Below are 16726 nucleotides of genomic sequence, written 5' to 3'. Positions count from 1 at the left end.
CCCCGCATGTCCGCCGAACTGATCTCGATCCTCGTGCTGGTCGTGGTGTTCGTGATCGCCACGACCCGGTCGGTCAACATGGGCGCGCTCGCGTTCGCCGCGGCCTTCGGGGTCGGCACGCTGGTCGCCGGCATGAAGGCCGACGACATCTTCAAGGGCTTCCCCGGTTCCCTGTTCGTCGTGCTGGTGGGCGTGACGTTCCTGTTCGCCATCGCGCGCGCCAACGGCACCACGGACTGGCTGGTGCACCAGGCGATCCGGGTGGTCGGCGGGCGGATCGCGCTGATGCCGTGGGTGATGTTCGCGATCACCGGCGTGCTGACGGCGATCGGTGCCGTGAGCCCGGCGGCGGTGGCGATCATCGCGCCGATCGCCATGGGCTTCGCGGCCAAGTACCGGATCAACCCGCTGCTCATGGGCGTGATGGTCGTGCACGGCGCGCAGGCCGGTGGCTTCTCCCCCATCAGCATCTACGGCACGATCGTCAACGGCATCGTGGCCAAGGAAGGCCTGCCGGGCAACGAGGTCGTGCTGTTCCTGGCCAGTCTCGTGGTGAACCTGCTCATCGCGGCCGTGGTGTTCGTGGTGTGCGGCGGCCTGAAGCTCGCCCGCCAGCCGCTGGAGACACCCGCGCTGGTGCGGACCGGCAGTGGTGGCGACGTCCCCGGCGACAGCGGTGGGACCGAGGAGCGGACCACCCTCACCGCGCCGCGGATCGCCACCCTCGCCGGCCTGGTCGCGCTCGTCGTGGCCGCGCTGGTGTTCGACCTCGACGTCGGCCTGGCCGCGATCACCGTGGCGGTGCTGCTGAGCGTGGTGTGGCCGGAGCAGAGCAAACAGGCGATCAACCAGATCACCTGGCCGACCGTGCTGCTGATCTGCGGCATCCTCACCTACGTCGCCGTGCTGCAGACGATGGGCACGATCAAGTGGGCCGGCGACTCGGTGGCCGGTGTCGGCGCACCGCTGGTCGCCGCGCTGCTGATCTGCTACATCGGCGCGATCGTGTCGGCGTTCGCCTCGTCGGTCGGCATCATGGGCGCGCTCATCCCGCTCGCCGTGCCGTTCCTGCTCCAGGGCGAGGTCAGCGCGGTCGGGCTGATCGCGGCACTCGCGGTGTCGGCGACCGTGGTCGACGTCAGCCCGTTCTCCACCAACGGCGCGCTGGTGCTCGCCGGCGCGCAGGACGTGGACCGCGACAAGTTCTTCAAGCAGCTCATGGTCTACGGCGGGATCATGGTCGCGGCGGCGCCGCCGCTGGTCTGGCTCGCCCTCGTCGTCCCCGGAATCTGGTGAGTGCCTTGTTCTCGTCGCCCTCGAACCGCGTCGCCCTCCGCTTCGGCGACCAAGCCCTGACCCACGCCGAGCTCGCGTCCTGCGCGGGCGCCCTGGCACAGCGGCTCACCGGCCTGCCGCGGGTGGCGGTGTGGGCCACCTCGACGATCGAGACGTGCGTGGCCGTCGTCGCGGCGCTGCTCGCCGGGGTGCCCGCCGTGCCGCTCAACCCGAAGGTCGGCGAACGGGAGCTGGCGCACATCGTCTCGGACAGCGCACCGGCCGCGGTGCTCGCGGCGCCGGGTGTCGAGCTGCCGCCGGGCCTGCGGTCGGTGCCGCGGCTCGACGTGACCCTCGGCGGTGCTTCCGCCGAGACGTTCGCCGAGCCAGGTGACGAGGCGCCCGCGCTGATCGTCTACACCTCGGGCACGACCGGGTCCCCCAAGGGCGTGGTGCTGCCCCGCCGCGCCATCACGTCCACGTTGGACGCGGTGGCCGACGCGTGGCAGTGGACGGGGGACGACGTGCTGGTGCACGCGTTGCCGTTGTTCCACGTGCACGGCCTGATCCTCGGCGTGCTCGGGCCGCTGCGGCGCGGCGGGACCCTCGTGCACCTGGGCAAGTTCTCGACCGCCGCGCTCACCGAGGCGTTGTCCGGTGACGGCACGATGATGTTCGGCGTGCCGACCATGTACCACCGCATCGCCGAGGAGGTCGGTGACAACCCGGCGCTGGCGGCGGCGCTGCGGGGTGCGCGGGTGCTGGTGTCGGGTTCGGCGGCGTTGCCGGTGCGCGACCACGAACGCATCGCGGCGGCGACCGGGCAGCGGGTCGTGGAGCGCTACGGGATGACCGAGACGCTGATGAACACCAGCGTCCGCGCCGACGGCGACCGCAAACCCGGCGCGGTCGGCCTGCCGCTGGCCGGTGTGGAGGTCCGGCTGGTCGACGACGGCGGTGCCGTGCTGGACGAGACCGGTGCCATCGGCGAGATCCAGGTGCGCGGCCCGAACCTGTTCACCGAGTACCTCAACCGCCCGGACGCGACGGCGGAGGCGTTCGCGGACGGCTGGTTCCGCACCGGTGACGTCGGCACCCGCGACCCGGACGGCTACTACCGGATCGTCGGCCGCAAGGCCACGGACATCATCAAGAGCGGCGGCTACAAGATCGGCGCCGGCGAGATCGAGAACGCGCTGCTCGAACACCCGGCGGTGAAGGAGGTGGCGGTGACCGGCGAGCCCGACGACGACCTGGGCGAGCGGATCGTCGCCTGGGTCGTGCCGGCCGGTGCCGCGCCGTCCGAACGCGAGCTGGCCGACCACGTCGCCCGGCTGCTCACCCCGCACAAGCGCCCGCGGCGGGTGCGGTTCGTGGAGTCGTTGCCGCGCAACGACATGGGCAAGGTGATGAAGCGTGCCCTCCGGCCGTGAACCGGCCAGGGCGCTGATCGCGGCGCTCACCACGTCGTTCACCGAGCTGCCCGGCGACCTGCCCGGGGTGTCGGACGGTCCGCTGGGGTGGCCCGGCTACGGCTCCTCGCTGACCGCCGCCGCGGACCGCACCGGCGAACGGGAGTCCGTCGTGTGCGGCGTCGCGTCGATCGGTGCCGTCCGCGCGGTGGTCGTGGCGTTCGAGTTCGGCTTCCTCGGCGGCTCGCTGGGCACCCATACCGGCACGCGCATCGAGCAGGCGTTCTCCCACGCCCGCTCGTCGGGCCTGCCGGTCGTGTCCCTGGTTGCCACCGGCGGCAGCCGCATGCAGGAGGGCACCGTCGCGCTCACCCAGCTGCACCGCATCGCGCGCCAGCTCGTCCTCACCCGCGCCGCTGGCCTGCCGCACCTCTCGGTCCTGCGCGACCCGTCGACCGGCGGTGGCTGGGCGACGCTCGGCGCGGGCGCGGACGTCGTGCTGGGCCTGGAGGACGCGCAGGTGGGGTTCGCGGGCTCGCGGGTGCGGCCTCCGGGTTACGCGGTGGCCCAGCAGTTCGCAGCGGGTTCGGTCGACCAGCTGGTGCCGCCGGGCGAGCTCCGGCCGCGCCTGGAGCGGTGGCTGCGCCTGCTGACCACCCCGTCGCCCGTTCCCGCCGCGGTGCCGCCGGCGTTGGGTTCGGCGACGCTGCCGCGGACCGGATGGGAGGCGGTGGAGAACGCCCGCGCGCCGGACCGTCCCCGTGCCGCCGAGTACCTCGCGGCGTACTTCGACTGGTACGAACCGATCAGCGGCGACCGCTGCGGTGGCGTCGATCCGGGTGTGCTGTGCGGCTTCGGGTTCCGCGAGGGCGCTGCCGTCGCGTTCGCGGCCCAGTGCGGCACGGCCACCCGTCCCGCGGGCTTCCGCACGGCGGCACGGCTGGTGCGGCTGGCCGACCGGCTCGCGATCCCGGTGCTGACGCTGGTGGACACACCGGGCGCGGCCAACGACCTGGCCGCGGAGGAGGCCGGGGCCGGGCCGGCGATAGCGGACATGTTCACGGCAGTGGCGTCGGCGTCCGCCCCGGTCACGACGCTGCTGATCGGCGAGGGCGGATCGGGCGGTGCGCTGGCGTTCGCGGCACCGGACCGGACGTGGGTGACGCCGGACAGCTACCTCGCCGTGATCTCGCCGGAGCTGGCGGCGGCGATCCTGAAGCGTGACCGGGACCAGGCGCGGGAGACGGCGGACCAGCTGCGGTTGCGGCCGCAGGACCTGGTGGAGCTGAAGATCGCGCGGGGGATCGCGGACCGCTCCTGACTCACCGGCGACAACGTGCGGCACGGGCTCAGCTCCGCCCTCGGGTTCAGCGCCGCCGACCGGGCGGAGAACGTCCGGCGGATCGCCGAGGTCGCCGCGCTGATGGTCGACGCGGGCCTGATCGTGCCGGTCTGGTTCATCTCGCCGTTCCGCACCGAACGCGCGCGCTGACACGGGACCTCGTCGGCAAGAACGAGTTCTATGAAGTCTTCGTCGACACCCCGCCGGCGGTGGCGGAGCAGCGCGACCCGAAGGGCCTGTACCGCAAGGCCCGACGCGGTGAGCTGCCGAACTTCACCGGCATCGACTCCCCTTACGAGGAACCGGAACGACCGGAGGTCCGGATCGACACCGCGGTGCTGACGCCGAAGGCCGCCGTGGACGGGATGCTGGCGGGACTGCGTGCGCTCGGCGTCTGTTGAACGTTGTCCAGAATCGGGTATCTTCAACTAGAACACGTTCTAATCGGGAGGTCGGTGTGCCGGATCAGGCGTGGTCGAGGTTCTGCCGGGCGCTGGAGGAGGCAGGCCGGGTGGTGCTGTCGGAGCAGGCGCCGGACACCCCGCTCGACCGCGCGGAGGGCTACCGCTACCTCGCCCGGCTGACCCGCGAGATGCTGTACTCCTGCCTGGACAACGCCGACCCCGACTTCCCGCGGTTCCACGAGCTCGACCTGGTGAAGATCGGCGCCGACAACCCGGACAACGTCTACCTGTCCGCGAACATCCGGGGCGACCGCACCTACCGCATCACCGGGACGCGCGGCAGCATCGCTTACTTCAGCATCGGCTCGAAGGCCAACCGCTACGCCAAGGACGGCACGATGGCCTCCACCGGTGAGCTGTCCGGTGCCGACCTCGTGACCGCGCCGGACGGCACCGTCGAGATCATCGCGAGCGCACAGGAGCAGGGGCCGAACTGGCTGCCGCTGGCCCCCGACTCGACCGGTCTCGTGGTCCGGCAGACCTACCTCGACCGCACGACCGAGGTGCCCGGTCAGTGGCACGTGGAACAGGTCGGCGGGCCTGCCGAGCCGGCCCCGCTGACGCCCGAGTTCCTCGCCAAGGCCCTGCACCGGGCGGCCCTGTCGGTGCACGGCACCGCGGCCACGTTCGCGCACTGGACCCGGACGTTCATGGCCCGCCCCAACGAGCTGCCCGACTTCGGCCAGGAGGTGTTCCAGCGCGCGGGCGGCGACCCGGAGATCGTCTACCTGCACGGCTACTGGACGCTGCGGCCCGGCGAGGCCTGGGTGGTCGAGACCGACGTGCCTGACTGCCCGTACTGGAACTTCCAGCTGGGCAACTGGTGGATGGAGTCGCTCGACCACCGCCGCAAGATCACCGTCAACAAGCACACGGCCGTGCTCGACCGCACCGGCCGCCTCACGATCGTGGTGGCCGAGCGCGATCCCGGCGTGGGCAACTGGATCGACACCTGCGGTCACACCTCCGGCACCGCGCTGCTGCGCTGGCTCGGCGCCACCGAACACCCGATCCCGAAGTGCCGTGTCGTCGCCCTGGAGGAGCTCCGATGACGGTCACCACCGCGCTCGACGTCGACGAGCTGCTGACCGGGGCCGCTGCCAAGACCGGCCTGGACGACTTCGGCGACGACTGGTTCCGCGAACCGCTCGGCGTGCTCGTCGCGAGCCTCAACGCGGAGGCCTCCCTGTCACCGCCGGGGGTGCGGCTCACCCGGCACCGGCTCACCGCGCTGCTGGCCGACCGGCTGCGGCTGCGCGCCCTGCAGCGCGAGCACCCCGAGGTCCTCGACGTCGAGGTGCGGGTCGCCGCGGAGATCTGCGGCCTGCCGCGCACCGGTTCCACGCTGCTGCACCGGTTGCTGGCCGCGTCGCCGCAGCTCACCTCGACGCTGTCGTGGGAGGTCGCCTACCCGGTGCCGTTCCCCGGGGAGGGGCCCGATGCCGCCGAGCGCAAACGCCGTGCCCAGGAACGCATGCGGGCCTTCGCCCAGCTCTCCCCCGACTTCGGCGACCTGCACACGGTCGTGTGGGACGGGCCGGAGGAGGACGTGCTGCTGCTGGACCGGACGTTCGTGTCCATGAGCTTCGACTCGTTCTACCGGGTGCCGTCCTACGGCGACTGGCTGCGCGCCGCCGACCAGACGCCGGCCTACCGCGAGCTGCGCGAGTGGCTGCAGGTGTTGCAGTGGCAGCAGGAGGGGCGCACCCGGCCGTGGGTGCTCAAGTCGCCGCACCACCTCACCGCGGTCGACACCGTGCTGGACACCTTCCCCGGCTGCAAGGTCGTGATGACCCACCGCTCACCCGCGCGGGCCGTGCCGTCGTACGCCTCGATGGTGCGCACGATGTCGTCGCAGTACAGCGAGAACGTCGACCCGCTGTGGATCGGCCCGTACTGGTCCGGCCGGTTCGCGCAGACGCTGCGGGGTTTCGCCGCGGCCCGGCAGGCCCGCCCCGAGCGGTTCGTGGACGTCCGGTTCGCCGACACCGTGGCCAAACCGCTCGTCGTCGCCCACGTCGTGCTCGGCGAGCTCGGCCTGCCCGCGGGCCCGGCCGACGACCAGGCGTTCGCCGCCTACCTGCGGCAGAACCGCGCCGAACGGCACGGCGCGCACTCCTACGCCCCGGAGGACTTCGGCCTGACCGAGGACCGCCTCGAACGGGACTTCGCCTTCTACACGGAGGTCTACCCGTGATGCTCCAGGACGAGGTGGTCGTGATCACCGGCGTCGGACCGGGCCTCGGCTCGAAGCTCGCACTCCGCGCCGCCGCCGAGGGCGCCAAGGTCGTGATGGCCGCCCGCTCCACCGGCGTGATGGACCGGGTGGCCGAGGACGTGGCGGCTGCCGGCGGCGAGGCCGTCGGGGTGTCCTGCGACGTCCGCAGGCCCGACCAGGTGGCGCGGCTGGTCGAGACCGCCGTCGACCGGTTCGGCACGATCACCGGCCTGGTCAACTCGGCGTTCGGCCACCCCGGTTTCGCCGACCTGCTGGACACGCCGGAGAAGGCGGTCCGGCGGTCGATGGACATCATCCTGCACGGCGCGCTGAACGTGACCCGCGAGGTCGTGCCGCACATGAAGGCCGCGGGACGCGGCTCGATCGTGAACATCGGCACGATGACCACCCGCAAGCCGATGCGCGGCGAAGGCGGCTACGCGATCGCGAAGGCCGCGATGGCCACCGCGACCCAGTTCCTGGCGCTGGAGCTCGGCGAGCACGGCATCCGCGCCAACCAGGCCGTCATGGGCTGGCTGGACGGCCCCGGCGTGCGGTTCTACCTGAAGTTCACCGCCGATGCACGCGGCGTGAGCGAGCAGGACGTCTACGACGAGATCGCCGCCCGCAACCCGCTGGGCCGCATCCCCACCGACGAGGCGTGCGCGGGTGCGGTGCTGTTCCTGTTGTCCCGCTTGGCCTCCGAGGTCACCGGTGCGACGCTCGACGTCAACGGCGGGGAGTACATGCCGGCATGACCCACCTGATCGAGTCCGTCGTCGTGGAGATCGGCGCACCCGCCGAGTTCGTCTGGCAGGTGCTGGTCGACTACGCCGGCTACCCGCAGTGGAACCCGTACACGCTGAGCGTGGCCACGACGCTGGAGGTGGACTCGCCGATCGACCTCACCCTGCCGCGGCCGGACGGCTCGCCGGGCACGTTCGTGAGCCGGGAGTTCGTGCGTTCCGTCGTCCCACCGAGGTTGTTGCGCTACGACACCGGGGACACGTTCCCGGGGCTGCTCGGGGTGCGGGACCAGTGGATCACGCCGCTGGGCCCTGCCCGGTGCAGCTACCACACCTGTGAGACCTTCAACGGCAAGTACGCCGACGCCGTGGTGGCCGCTCAGGGTGCCTACGTGAAGCAGGGTTTCGACGCCGTGGCGCACGCGTTGCGCGACCGGGTGGCCGCATTGGTCACGGGCTGACCCGGTCCACCGGCCCTGCGGGCAAGAAGACGTCCCAACGCTCGGAACCGCATGTTCGAAAGGGTCGAGGCGGCGCCCAGGCGGTCATTGTCGGACGGCGTCTCATTGCTTGCCAATGGACATCCGCCATACCCTCCGCATGCTCATTTGCCAGTTGATTCGGGGCGATGCGGGTGGGACCCTTCACGGTCGCTTTGAGTGACCTCCATGAAACGCAGAGCATGCCATTCGTCGACGCGACCGCTCTTCGCCGGGTCACGTCGGGAAAATCGGGTGATGTCATCTCGCTCGCTTCCGGCACACCGGACGAGAGCGACTTCGACCTGAACACCGTGCGAAGTCATCTGGAACTCTTCCACCGACACCTCGCGGACAGCTACGGCGGGGACGAGCGCGACGCGACCAGGACGATTCTTCAATACGGCCGCGTCAAAGGTGTGATCAACGACCTCGTGGCCCGGCACCTCGAGGTCGACGAACAGATCACCGCGGACGCGGATTCCATTGTTGTGACGGTGGGCGGCCAAGAGGCGCTGTTCTTGGTGATGCGGGCAGTGCGCCGCACCGACAGGGACGCGGTTCTCGCGGTCCACCCCACCTATTTCGGCTTCACCGGCGCGGCAGAGCTCGCCGATCTGAAGGTGCTGCCGGTGAAGGACAGCGCGGACGGGATCGACCTGGACGACCTGGCGGACGTGGCCGCCGAGGCGGTCGCGGCCGGTCTCCGGCCCCGTGCCGTCTACGTCGTGCCGGACTTCGCGAACCCCACCGGTACGACCATGCCCGTGCACACCAGGCAGCGACTGCTCGAGCTCGCAGGCCGGCTCGGGTTGCTGGTGGTGGAGGACAACGCGTACGGGCTGCTGTCCACCGATCGCGCGCACCCGCGCACGATCAAGTCGATGGACCGGGACAAGCAGGTCGTCTACTGCGGTTCGTTCGCCAAGACCGGTGTTCCCGGCGCCAGGGTGGGGTACGTGGTGGCCGACCAGCCGGTCACCGGCGGCGCCCCCGGCGAGACGTTGTCGGACGAGCTCGCCCGGATCAAGAACATGGTCACGCTGAACACCTCGCCGATCGCACAAGCGGTCATCGGAGGAAAGCTCCTCCACCACGATTTCAGCCTGCGCGAAGCCAATCTCGCCGTGGCCCGGCACTACCACCGCAATCTCACCGTCGCACTGGACACCCTGGCCGAACTGTTCCCGGAGGGCTCCGAACCGGAGGTCACCTGGTCCGCGCCGCGCGGTGGGTTCTTCATCGTGGTGAACGTCCCGTTCGAAACCACGGACGAGTTCTCGGAAAAGTGCGCTGCGGAGCACGGAGTTCTGTGGGTCCCGATCCACCGGTTCTACGGCGACGGAAGACCGCGTCGCCAGCTGCGCATCTCGATCAGCTCGGTCACGCCTGAGGCGTTGCGCACCGGACTAGTCAGATTGGCCGGCTTCATCTCGCAGCACGTCGAGAACTGTTCGCCCAGCGTTTTCCCCACCTCCTGACCGGGAGCTCCACAATGACTCAGTTGAACGAGGTCCGGCCGTCGTCGACCACCCGGTCGGCCACTGCCACCTGGCAGATCAGCCTGGCGGGAAACCAGCGGGGTGCGGTGGTCGAGGGCCCGCAGAAGCAGTTCTTCCGCGCCGTCGCGACCGACGGGTTGTGCGGGGCTTCCGACCTCTCCGCCTACAGCGTGGCCCTGACGCCCGATCGGCAGGTGATCCCCCACTACCACGAGGACGACCGCATCGTCGTCATGCGCTCCGGAACGGCCGTGACCCTGCTCGCCGCACCGGACGAGAGCACGTGGGAGGTGGCACTGGTGTCGGGACCAGGGGACATGATCTTCATTCCCGCGTTCTGGCGGCACCAAGCGGTCTGCCTGCACGACGTCGACGCCTTGGAGATCTCCGGAGACGCCCGGTTCAACCACTCCGTGGTGCTCGCTCCCGAGTTCGAACGCCCGGACGTCGAACAGGAGCTGCGCGAGCAGTACTCGGCAGGACGCCTGGCCCGCGGAGCCCACCTGCTGACCGGGCTCGCACAGCCGCGCGAGCCCCTGGGTGCGGGTGACGTCGGACATGTCCTCCCGTCGTAGTCGGCCAAGCGGGTAACACGGCGGTCACAAAGCTCTCCCCTGGGCGAAACGCGGGCTTCCTAGCGTTGCCGGTCGTGACAGCTGACGTGGTGGAGCGCAGCCAGACTTCCGGTACCTCGGGGGAAACCCTGGAGGACTACACCCTGCGGTTCGCGCCGCGCACCTACCGCCGCTGGACGCCAGGGGTGGTGGGTGCGTCGGCGCTGGGTGGCATCGCCTACATGGCGGACTTCTCGATCGGCGCGGGCATCGGGCTGACCCACGGCACCGGCAACGCGTTGCTGGCCATCGGGTTCGCCGCACTCGTGATCTTCGTGACCGGCTTCCCGCTGGCGTACTACGCCGCGCGGTACAACATCGACCTCGACCTGATCACGCGCGGGTCCGGGTTCGGCTACTACGGGTCCGTGCTCACGAGCGTGATCTTCGCGAGCTTCACGTTCATCTTCTTCGCGCTCGAAGGCTCGATCATGGCGCAGGGCCTGCGGTACGCGCTCGGGCTGCCGCTGTGGCTGGGCTACCTGCTGTCGACGCTGGTGATCATCCCGTTGGTGGTCTACGGGATGAAGGTGCTGGCGAAGCTGCAGAGCTGGACGAACCCGCTGTGGCTGCTGCTGATGGTGGCGCCGCTGCTGTTCCTGGTCGTCACCGAGCCGGAGTCGGTGCGGCGGTTCCTCTCCTACGACGGCGGCGGCAACGGGGTCGGCACCGCCGCGGTGGTGCTGGGGGCCGGTGTCTGCCTGTCGTTGATGGGCCAGATCGGTGAGCAGATCGACTACCTGCGGTTCATGCCGCCGCGCACCGCGGCGAACAAGCGGGTGTGGTGGACGTCGGTGGTGCTCGCCGGACCGGGCTGGGTGGTCTTCGGCGCGCTCAAGCAGGCCATCGGCGTGTTCATGGCGGTCTACGTGCTGGACGCGGTCGGCGCCGTGGCGGCCGTCGAGCCGATCGAGCAGTTCACCGGCGTGTTCAAGCAGTTCATGCCGACGTGGCTGGTGGTGCCGCTGGCGCTGGTGCTCGTGGTGCTCAGCCAGGTGAAGATCAACGTCACGAACGCCTACTCGGGGTCGCTGGCGTGGACGAACTCGTTCACGCGCGTCACCAAGCGGTATCCGGGGCGGCTGGTGTTCGTGTGCGTGAACCTGGCGATCGCGCTGGTGCTGATGGAAGCGGACATGTTCAGCTTCCTCAACAAGATCCTGAGCTTCTACTCCAACTGCGCCATGGCGTGGGTCGTCACCGTCGCCACCGACATCGCGGTCAACAAGTACCTGCTGAAGCTGTCGCCGAAGCAGCCGGAGTTCCGGCGCGGCATGCTCCACGCGGTCAACCCGGTGGGCGTGGTGTCGTTCCTGGCGTCCTCGGGACTGTCGATCGGCGTCTACTTCGGACTGTTCGGGCCGGCGGTCCAGCCGTACTCGCCGGTCGTGGCCGTGGTGGTCCCGGTCGTGGTGACGCCGCTGATGGCGGTGCTCACGCGAGGCCGGTTCTACCTGCGCCGCACCGACGACGGGATCGCGGAGCCGCTGCTGGACGCGGACGGCAACCCGAGCGGCAGCAGGTACGACTGCGTGGTCTGCGGTGAGTCCTACGAACGGCCGGACATGACCGCGAGTGCGCAGGGCGGTGAGGTCTGCTCGCTGTGCCTGAGCACGGACCGCACGGGCGCACACGTACTGCCCGCCACTACCAACGTATAGCGCACGGGGGGTCTTGCCGCAAGACCCCCCGTGTGCAGCACACTCTCCCGTCGAAGGTCACGACCTGCGGAAATCCGGCGTCGGCAGGATGCTGGAGCCCCGCAGGCGAAACGGGGGAACCGAAGTTGACGTACAGCAGTTTCGTGCTCGGGCTCGACGAGGTCGACCAGGCACAGGTCGCGGTCGTCGGCGGCAAGGGCGCGCACCTCGGCGCCCTCACGCGCATCGACGGGGTGCGCGTGCCGGCCGGCTTCTGCGTGACGACGGAGGCGTTCGAACGCGTCGTGCGGGACGCGGCGGTCGGTGACCTGCTGGACCGGCTGGCCCGCCTCTCACCGGACGACCGGGAGGAGATCCGCCGGGGCAGCGCCGAGGTGCGACGGGTGCTGGAGGGCGTCGCCGTCCCGGACGAGGTGACCGCGGCGATCACCGGCGCGGTCACCCGGCTCGGCGCCGAGCACGCCTACGCCGTGCGGTCGAGCGCCACGGCCGAGGACCTGCCGACGGCGTCGTTCGCGGGCCAGCAGGACACCTACCTGAACGTGGTGGGTGCGGAGGAGGTGGTCCGGCACATCAGCCGGTGCTGGGCGTCGTTGTTCACCGAGCGGGCCGTGACGTACCGGCTGCGCGGCGGTTTCGACCACCACCGGGTGCGCATGGCCGTGGTGGTGCAGCGGATGGTGTTCCCGCGGGCGGCGGGCGTGCTGTTCACCGCCGACCCCACGACCTCGAACCGCAAGGTCGCGTGCGTGGAGGCCACCTTCGGCCTCGGTGAGGCGCTGGTCTCCGGCCTGGTCAACACCGACGTCTACCGGGTCCGCGACGGCGAGGTGCTCAGCCGGTCGATCGCCGCCAAGGACGTGGCCGTCGAGGCCCTGCCGTCCGGCGGCACCCGCGAGCAGCCGGTGGACCCGGCGCGGCGCGAGCTGCCGGCGCTGACCGACGCGCAGGTCGTGGAGCTCGTGCGGCTCGGCCGGCGGATCGAGGCGCACTTCGGCCGCCCGCAGGACGTCGAGTGGTGCCTGGCCGACGACGGGTTCCAGGTGGTGCAGAGCCGCCCGATCACCACGCTGTTCCCGGTGCCCGGCGGCGACGGCGACGGCAACCGCGTCTTCGTGTCCGTCGGCCACCAGCAGATGATGACCGACGCCATGAAGCCGCTGGGCCTGTCGGTGTGGCAGCTGACGACACCGCGCCCGATGGTCGTCGCGGGCGGCCGGTTGTTCGTCGACGTCACGCCGATCGTCACCGCACCGGCGAGCCGTGCCGCGTTCCTGGGCGTGGCGGGCAAGTCCGACCCGCTGATGGGTGACGCGCTGCAGACCGTCGTCGACCGCGAAGGCTTCCTGCCCGCACCGGACGACACGCCGGTGCCACCGATCCCCGGCGCGACCCCGGCCACGATCGAGACGGACCCGGCGGTCGTCACCGAGCTGATCGCCGCCGCCGAGGCCTCTGTCGCCGCACTGGAACGCGACATCGCGCCGCTGTCCGGTGTGGACCTGGTCGACTTCGTCCTCGCGGACTTCCAGGAGCTGCGCCGCGTCCTGTTCGACGCGCGCAGCACCCAGGTGATCATGGCCGGCATGCAGGCGAGCTGGTGGCTCAACGGCCACCTGCACGAGTGGCTGGGCGAGACGAACGCCGCCGACGCCCTGAGCCTGTCCGCGCCGCACAACGTGACCTCGGAGATGGGCCTGGCCTTGCTCGACGTGGCCGACGCGATCCGCCCGCACCCCGAGGTCGTGGCGTTCCTGGAGAAGAGCCCCGACTCGCTCGACGGCCTGGCCGAGGTGCCCGGTGGCGCCGAGGCCCTCGCCGCGTTGAACGGGTACCTGGACCGGTACGGCATGCGCTGCGTCGCCGAGATCGACATCACCCGGCCGCGGTGGAGCGAGCGTCCGTCCACCCTGGTGCCGATCATCCTGACCAACGTCCGCAACTTCGCGCCCGGTGCCGGTGAGCAGCGCTTCGAGCAGGGCCGCCAGGAGGCGTGGGCGAAGGAGCAGGAGCTGCTGGAGCGGTTGCGCGCGCTGCCGGACGGCGAGGCCAAGGCCGCGGAGACCAAGCGGATGATCGACCGCGTGCGGACGTTCATCGGCTACCGGGAGTACCCGAAGTACTTCATGGTGAGCCGGTACTTCGTGTACAAGAAGGCGTTGCTGGCGGAGGCCCGCCGCCTCACCGGCGTGCTGGAGTCCGAAGAGGACATCTTCTTCCTGACGCTGCCGGAGTTCCGCGACGTCGTGCTGACCGGGCAGGCCGACCTCGCGCTGATCCACAGGCGCCGCGAGGAGTTCCGCTCGTTCGAGGCGCTGACGCCACCGCGGGTGCTGACGTCGGACGGCGAGGCCGTCACCGGCACCTACCGGCGGTCAGACCTGCCCGCGGGCGCGCTGGTCGGCCTGGCGGTGTCCGGCGGCACGGTCGAGGGGCGGGCGCGCGTCCTGCTGGACCTCGCGGAGGCCGACCTCGAACCGGGCGACGTCCTGGTCACCGCCCACACCGATCCCAGCTGGTCACCGCTGTTCGTGGCGATCGCCGGGCTGGTGACGGAGGTCGGCGGGCTGATGACGCACGGCGCGGTGGTGGCACGGGAGTACGGGCTGCCGGCCGTGGTGGGGCTGGAGAACGCCACCCGGCTGATCCGGGACGGCCAGCGGATCCGGGTGAACGGGACCGACGGGTACGTCGAGCTGCTCGACTGACCCCCGGCATGATGTCCACGTGACGAACGACGCCGACCTGTGTCCCGCCCGCATCCCGGGATACGACGGCGGCCCTCTGATGCACCAGCCGGAACTGCTCGGCGAGCCGCTGTTCTGGCTGGGGCACCTCTACTCCTGCGTGCACAGCGAGGAGGCCGAGGAGCTGCTGTTCGGGGCGGACGACGACGCTGCCGGCGAATACCAGCGGCGGTTGTGGGAGCGGGCGGAGTGGCCGGCGTTCACGATCCCGCTCGCCGCCGGTCACCGCCTGCACGTCGTCTACCGCACGTTCGAGGACGACCCCGGCGTCGACTACCTGCTGCACCACCGCGACTGGGATCGCGCCGAGCTGCTCGCCCAGGCCGACGGCCACTTCACGGGTCCGGCCCTGTCCTGGCCCGAGCTCGTCGCCGCGGTGGACACCACGCCCGGCGGCAGCACGTCCGATCCCGGTGAGCGCCTGCTGCTCCTGCTGCCGGCGTTCGGCGACGACGCGGTGCCGGCCGACGCCACCGACCGGCTGGCGGACGCGTTGCGCGCCCTCACCGCCGTCGAGGACGCGGAGGCCCTTGCCGCTCTTCTCCTGGAGGGGCAGGGGGCTTCGGGCCCCGTGCGCTGGACGACGGGCTTCTCCGCGAACAACGGCAGGTACTCGTTCCGCAACCCCGCCAACCACTTCGCGCTGCCGGCCGACCGCTCGGCACGGGTGGCCGCCGCGCTGGCACCGTGAGAGCGTGCCGGGTCAGGAGTGGTGGTGCCGCGCCGGCCTGTTCTCCCCCACCCACCGGTAGCCCCGCATTGCGGCGGTTGGGGTACGCGCCGCGTGGTGTGCTGCGGTGGAGCTCCAGAGGCGGTGCCGGGGGTGGGCCGAAGCGCTGGCCGTGCACGGCTTCGCCGACGCCGCGGGACGGTCAGCGCTTCGGGCGGCGGTCCACGATGCGCTTCATCTTCCCCACCGACCGCTCGATCCCGCCCGGCGCCACGACCTCGACGGCCACCGTCACGCCGATCGAGCTCTTCACCAGCTGCCGCAACGTCTCGCCCGCCGCACCGGGGCCGGTGTCCTCGCGGTGCTCGACCACCACGGTCAGGTCGTCGAGGTTGCCGGTGCGGTTCAGCACGCACTGGAAGTGCGGTGACAGCGCGGGGACGCGCAGGATCAGCTCCTCGATCTGGGTCGGGAACAGGTTCACGCCGCGCAGGATGATCATGTCGTCGGTGCGGCCGGTGATCTTCTCGATGCGGCGCATCGTGCGGGCCGTGCCGGGCAGCAGGCGGGTCAGGTCGCGGGTGCGGTAGCGCAGGACCGGCATGGCCTGCTTCGTCAGGGAGGTGAACACCAGCTCGCCCTCCTCGCCGTCGGGCAGCACCTCGCCGGTGACCGGGTCGATGACCTCCGGGTAGAAGTGGTCCTCCCACACGTGCAGGCCGTCCTTGGTCTCCACGCACTCGCTGGCGACACCGGGGCCGATGACCTCGGAGAGGCCGTAGATGTCGACGGCGTGCATGTCGAGGCGGCGTTCCATCTCCGCGCGCATGTCGTTCGTCCACGGCTCGGCGCCGAAGATGCCGACCTTCAGCGAGGTGCCGCGCGGGTCGATGCCCTGGCGCTCCATCTCGTCGATGATCGAGAGCATGTACGACGGGGTGACCATGATGACGTCCGGCTCGAAGTCGCGGATGAGCTGCACCTGGCGTTCGGTCATGCCGCCGGAGACCGGGACGACGGTGCAGCCCAGCAGCTCGGCGCCGGCGTGGGCGCCGAGGCCGCCGGTGAACAGGCCGTAGCCGTAGGCGTTGTGCAGCACGTGACCGGCGCGGCCGCCGGCGGCGCGGATGCTGCGGGCCACGACCGAGGCCCAGGTGTCGAGGTCGGCCCTGGTGTAGCCGACGACGGTGGGGCGGCCGGTGGTGCCGGAGGAGGCGTGGACGCGCAGGACGTCGGTGCGCGGGACGGCGAACATGCCGAACGGGTAGTTGTCGCGCAGGTCGGCCTTGGTCGTGAACGGCAGGCGGGCCAGGTCCTCCAGCGACTTCACGTCGTCGGGGTGCACGCCGGCCGCGTCGAGGGAGGCGCGGTAGTGCGGCACGTTGTCGTAGGCGTGCCGGACCGACCACCGCAGCCGTTCGAGCTGCACCGCGCGCAGCTCGTCGACCGAGGCGGTCTCGATCGGCTCCAGGTCACCGGGCCGCGGGCTCAGGTCCAGCATCGGGTCCTCCTCCAACCGTTGCCCGCACGGTAGTTGATCGCCGGACGTACCGGTCTTTTGCACATCTCAGTCAACATCTTGCGGACTTCTGATTC

15 protein-coding genes are annotated in these 16726 nt (G+C 70.9%); 14 read left to right on the top strand and 1 reads right to left on the bottom strand.

Features of this window, described 5'->3' with window-relative positions; translation table 11 throughout:
* Nucleotides 1–6: 6 nt before the first annotated feature.
* The 14 genes from ACVDFE_RS24650 (at nt 7) to ACVDFE_RS24585 (ending at nt 15151) form a co-directional block, all read left to right on the top strand.
* Nucleotides 7–1296, top strand: a complete 1290-nt coding sequence (locus tag ACVDFE_RS24650; protein ID WP_458432027.1) for an SLC13 family permease — start codon at nt 7–9, stop codon at nt 1294–1296.
* On the top strand, nt 1293–2708 hold the full coding sequence (locus ACVDFE_RS24645) for an acyl-CoA synthetase (protein ID WP_458432026.1): 1416 nt from the start codon (nt 1293–1295) through the stop codon (nt 2706–2708). Before ACVDFE_RS24650 ends, ACVDFE_RS24645 begins: the two co-directional genes overlap by 4 nt.
* Entirely contained in the window at nt 2692–4008 is a 1317-nt protein-coding gene (locus ACVDFE_RS24640; protein ID WP_458432025.1) for a carboxyl transferase domain-containing protein, read from the top strand. Before ACVDFE_RS24645 ends, ACVDFE_RS24640 begins: the two co-directional genes overlap by 17 nt.
* A 15-nt stretch (nt 4009–4023) precedes the next feature.
* Nucleotides 4024–4179: an adenylyl-sulfate kinase gene (locus tag ACVDFE_RS24635; RefSeq protein ID WP_458432024.1), complete on the top strand. Its 156-nt coding sequence runs from the start codon at nt 4024–4026 to the stop codon at nt 4177–4179.
* A gap of 59 nt (nt 4180–4238) precedes the next feature.
* A complete protein-coding gene (locus tag ACVDFE_RS24630; protein ID WP_458432023.1) occupies nt 4239–4430 on the top strand; it encodes an adenylyl-sulfate kinase in 192 nt (63 codons plus the stop codon).
* Nucleotides 4431–4486: 56 nt separating this feature from the next.
* A complete protein-coding gene (locus ACVDFE_RS24625; RefSeq protein ID WP_458432022.1) occupies nt 4487–5545 on the top strand; it encodes a DUF1214 domain-containing protein in 1059 nt (352 codons plus the stop codon).
* The gene (locus ACVDFE_RS24620) at nt 5542–6690 is read left to right on the top strand and encodes a sulfotransferase family protein (RefSeq protein ID WP_458432021.1); all 1149 of its coding nucleotides are present in this window, start codon (nt 5542–5544) and stop codon (nt 6688–6690) included. The genes ACVDFE_RS24625 and ACVDFE_RS24620 overlap by 4 nt, the downstream gene beginning before the upstream one ends.
* Nucleotides 6690–7469: an SDR family oxidoreductase gene (locus ACVDFE_RS24615; RefSeq protein WP_458434390.1), complete on the top strand. Its 780-nt coding sequence runs from the start codon at nt 6690–6692 to the stop codon at nt 7467–7469. The genes ACVDFE_RS24620 and ACVDFE_RS24615 overlap by 1 nt, the downstream gene beginning before the upstream one ends.
* Nucleotides 7466–7918 carry an SRPBCC domain-containing protein gene (locus ACVDFE_RS24610; protein ID WP_360388657.1) on the top strand — a complete coding sequence of 151 codons (453 nt, stop codon included), beginning with the start codon at nt 7466–7468 and terminating at the stop codon, nt 7916–7918. The genes ACVDFE_RS24615 and ACVDFE_RS24610 overlap by 4 nt, the downstream gene beginning before the upstream one ends.
* Before the next feature lie 221 nt (nt 7919–8139).
* Nucleotides 8140–9417, top strand: coding sequence for an aminotransferase-like domain-containing protein (locus ACVDFE_RS24605; protein WP_458432020.1), 1278 nt, complete (start codon nt 8140–8142; stop codon nt 9415–9417).
* 14 nt (nt 9418–9431) lie between these two features.
* Nucleotides 9432–10013, top strand: a complete 582-nt coding sequence (locus ACVDFE_RS24600) for a hypothetical protein (RefSeq protein ID WP_360388663.1) — start codon at nt 9432–9434, stop codon at nt 10011–10013.
* A 74-nt stretch (nt 10014–10087) separates the two neighbouring features.
* The gene (locus ACVDFE_RS24595) at nt 10088–11713 is read left to right on the top strand and encodes a purine-cytosine permease family protein (protein ID WP_458432019.1); all 1626 of its coding nucleotides are present in this window, start codon (nt 10088–10090) and stop codon (nt 11711–11713) included.
* Between the two features lie 125 nt (nt 11714–11838).
* On the top strand, nt 11839–14421 hold the full coding sequence (rph, locus tag ACVDFE_RS24590) for a rifamycin-inactivating phosphotransferase (RefSeq protein ID WP_458432018.1): 2583 nt from the start codon (nt 11839–11841) through the stop codon (nt 14419–14421).
* 19 nt (nt 14422–14440) lie between these two features.
* Complete coding sequence (locus ACVDFE_RS24585) at nt 14441–15151, top strand: hypothetical protein (RefSeq protein ID WP_458432017.1); 711 nt, start codon at nt 14441–14443, stop codon at nt 15149–15151.
* 181 nt (nt 15152–15332) lie between these two features.
* Here ACVDFE_RS24585 and paaK read toward each other — a convergent pair whose 3' ends face one another.
* Entirely contained in the window at nt 15333–16631 is a 1299-nt protein-coding gene (gene paaK, locus ACVDFE_RS24580; protein WP_458432016.1) for a phenylacetate--CoA ligase PaaK, read from the bottom strand.
* Nucleotides 16632–16726 lie beyond the last annotated feature (95 nt).

The sequence above is a fragment of the Lentzea chajnantorensis genome (assembly GCF_054300775.1).
Note: the sequence above shows the minus strand (reverse complement) of the source record. Positions and strands in the feature narration are given on the sequence as shown.

Excerpts from the sequence above, each read along its gene's own strand:
- paaK (WP_458432016.1), bottom strand. The coding sequence starts at position 16,631 with ATGCTGGACCTGAGCCCGCGGCCCGGTGACCTGGAGCCGATCGAGACC.
- ACVDFE_RS24620 (WP_458432021.1), top strand. The coding sequence starts at position 5,542 with ATGACGGTCACCACCGCGCTCGACGTCGACGAGCTGCTGACCGGGGCC.
- ACVDFE_RS24650 (WP_458432027.1), top strand. The coding sequence starts at position 7 with ATGTCCGCCGAACTGATCTCGATCCTCGTGCTGGTCGTGGTGTTCGTG.
- ACVDFE_RS24610 (WP_360388657.1), top strand. The coding sequence starts at position 7,466 with ATGACCCACCTGATCGAGTCCGTCGTCGTGGAGATCGGCGCACCCGCC.
- ACVDFE_RS24600 (WP_360388663.1), top strand. The coding sequence starts at position 9,432 with ATGACTCAGTTGAACGAGGTCCGGCCGTCGTCGACCACCCGGTCGGCC.
- ACVDFE_RS24605 (WP_458432020.1), top strand. The coding sequence starts at position 8,140 with ATGCCATTCGTCGACGCGACCGCTCTTCGCCGGGTCACGTCGGGAAAA.
- ACVDFE_RS24615 (WP_458434390.1), top strand. The coding sequence starts at position 6,690 with ATGCTCCAGGACGAGGTGGTCGTGATCACCGGCGTCGGACCGGGCCTC.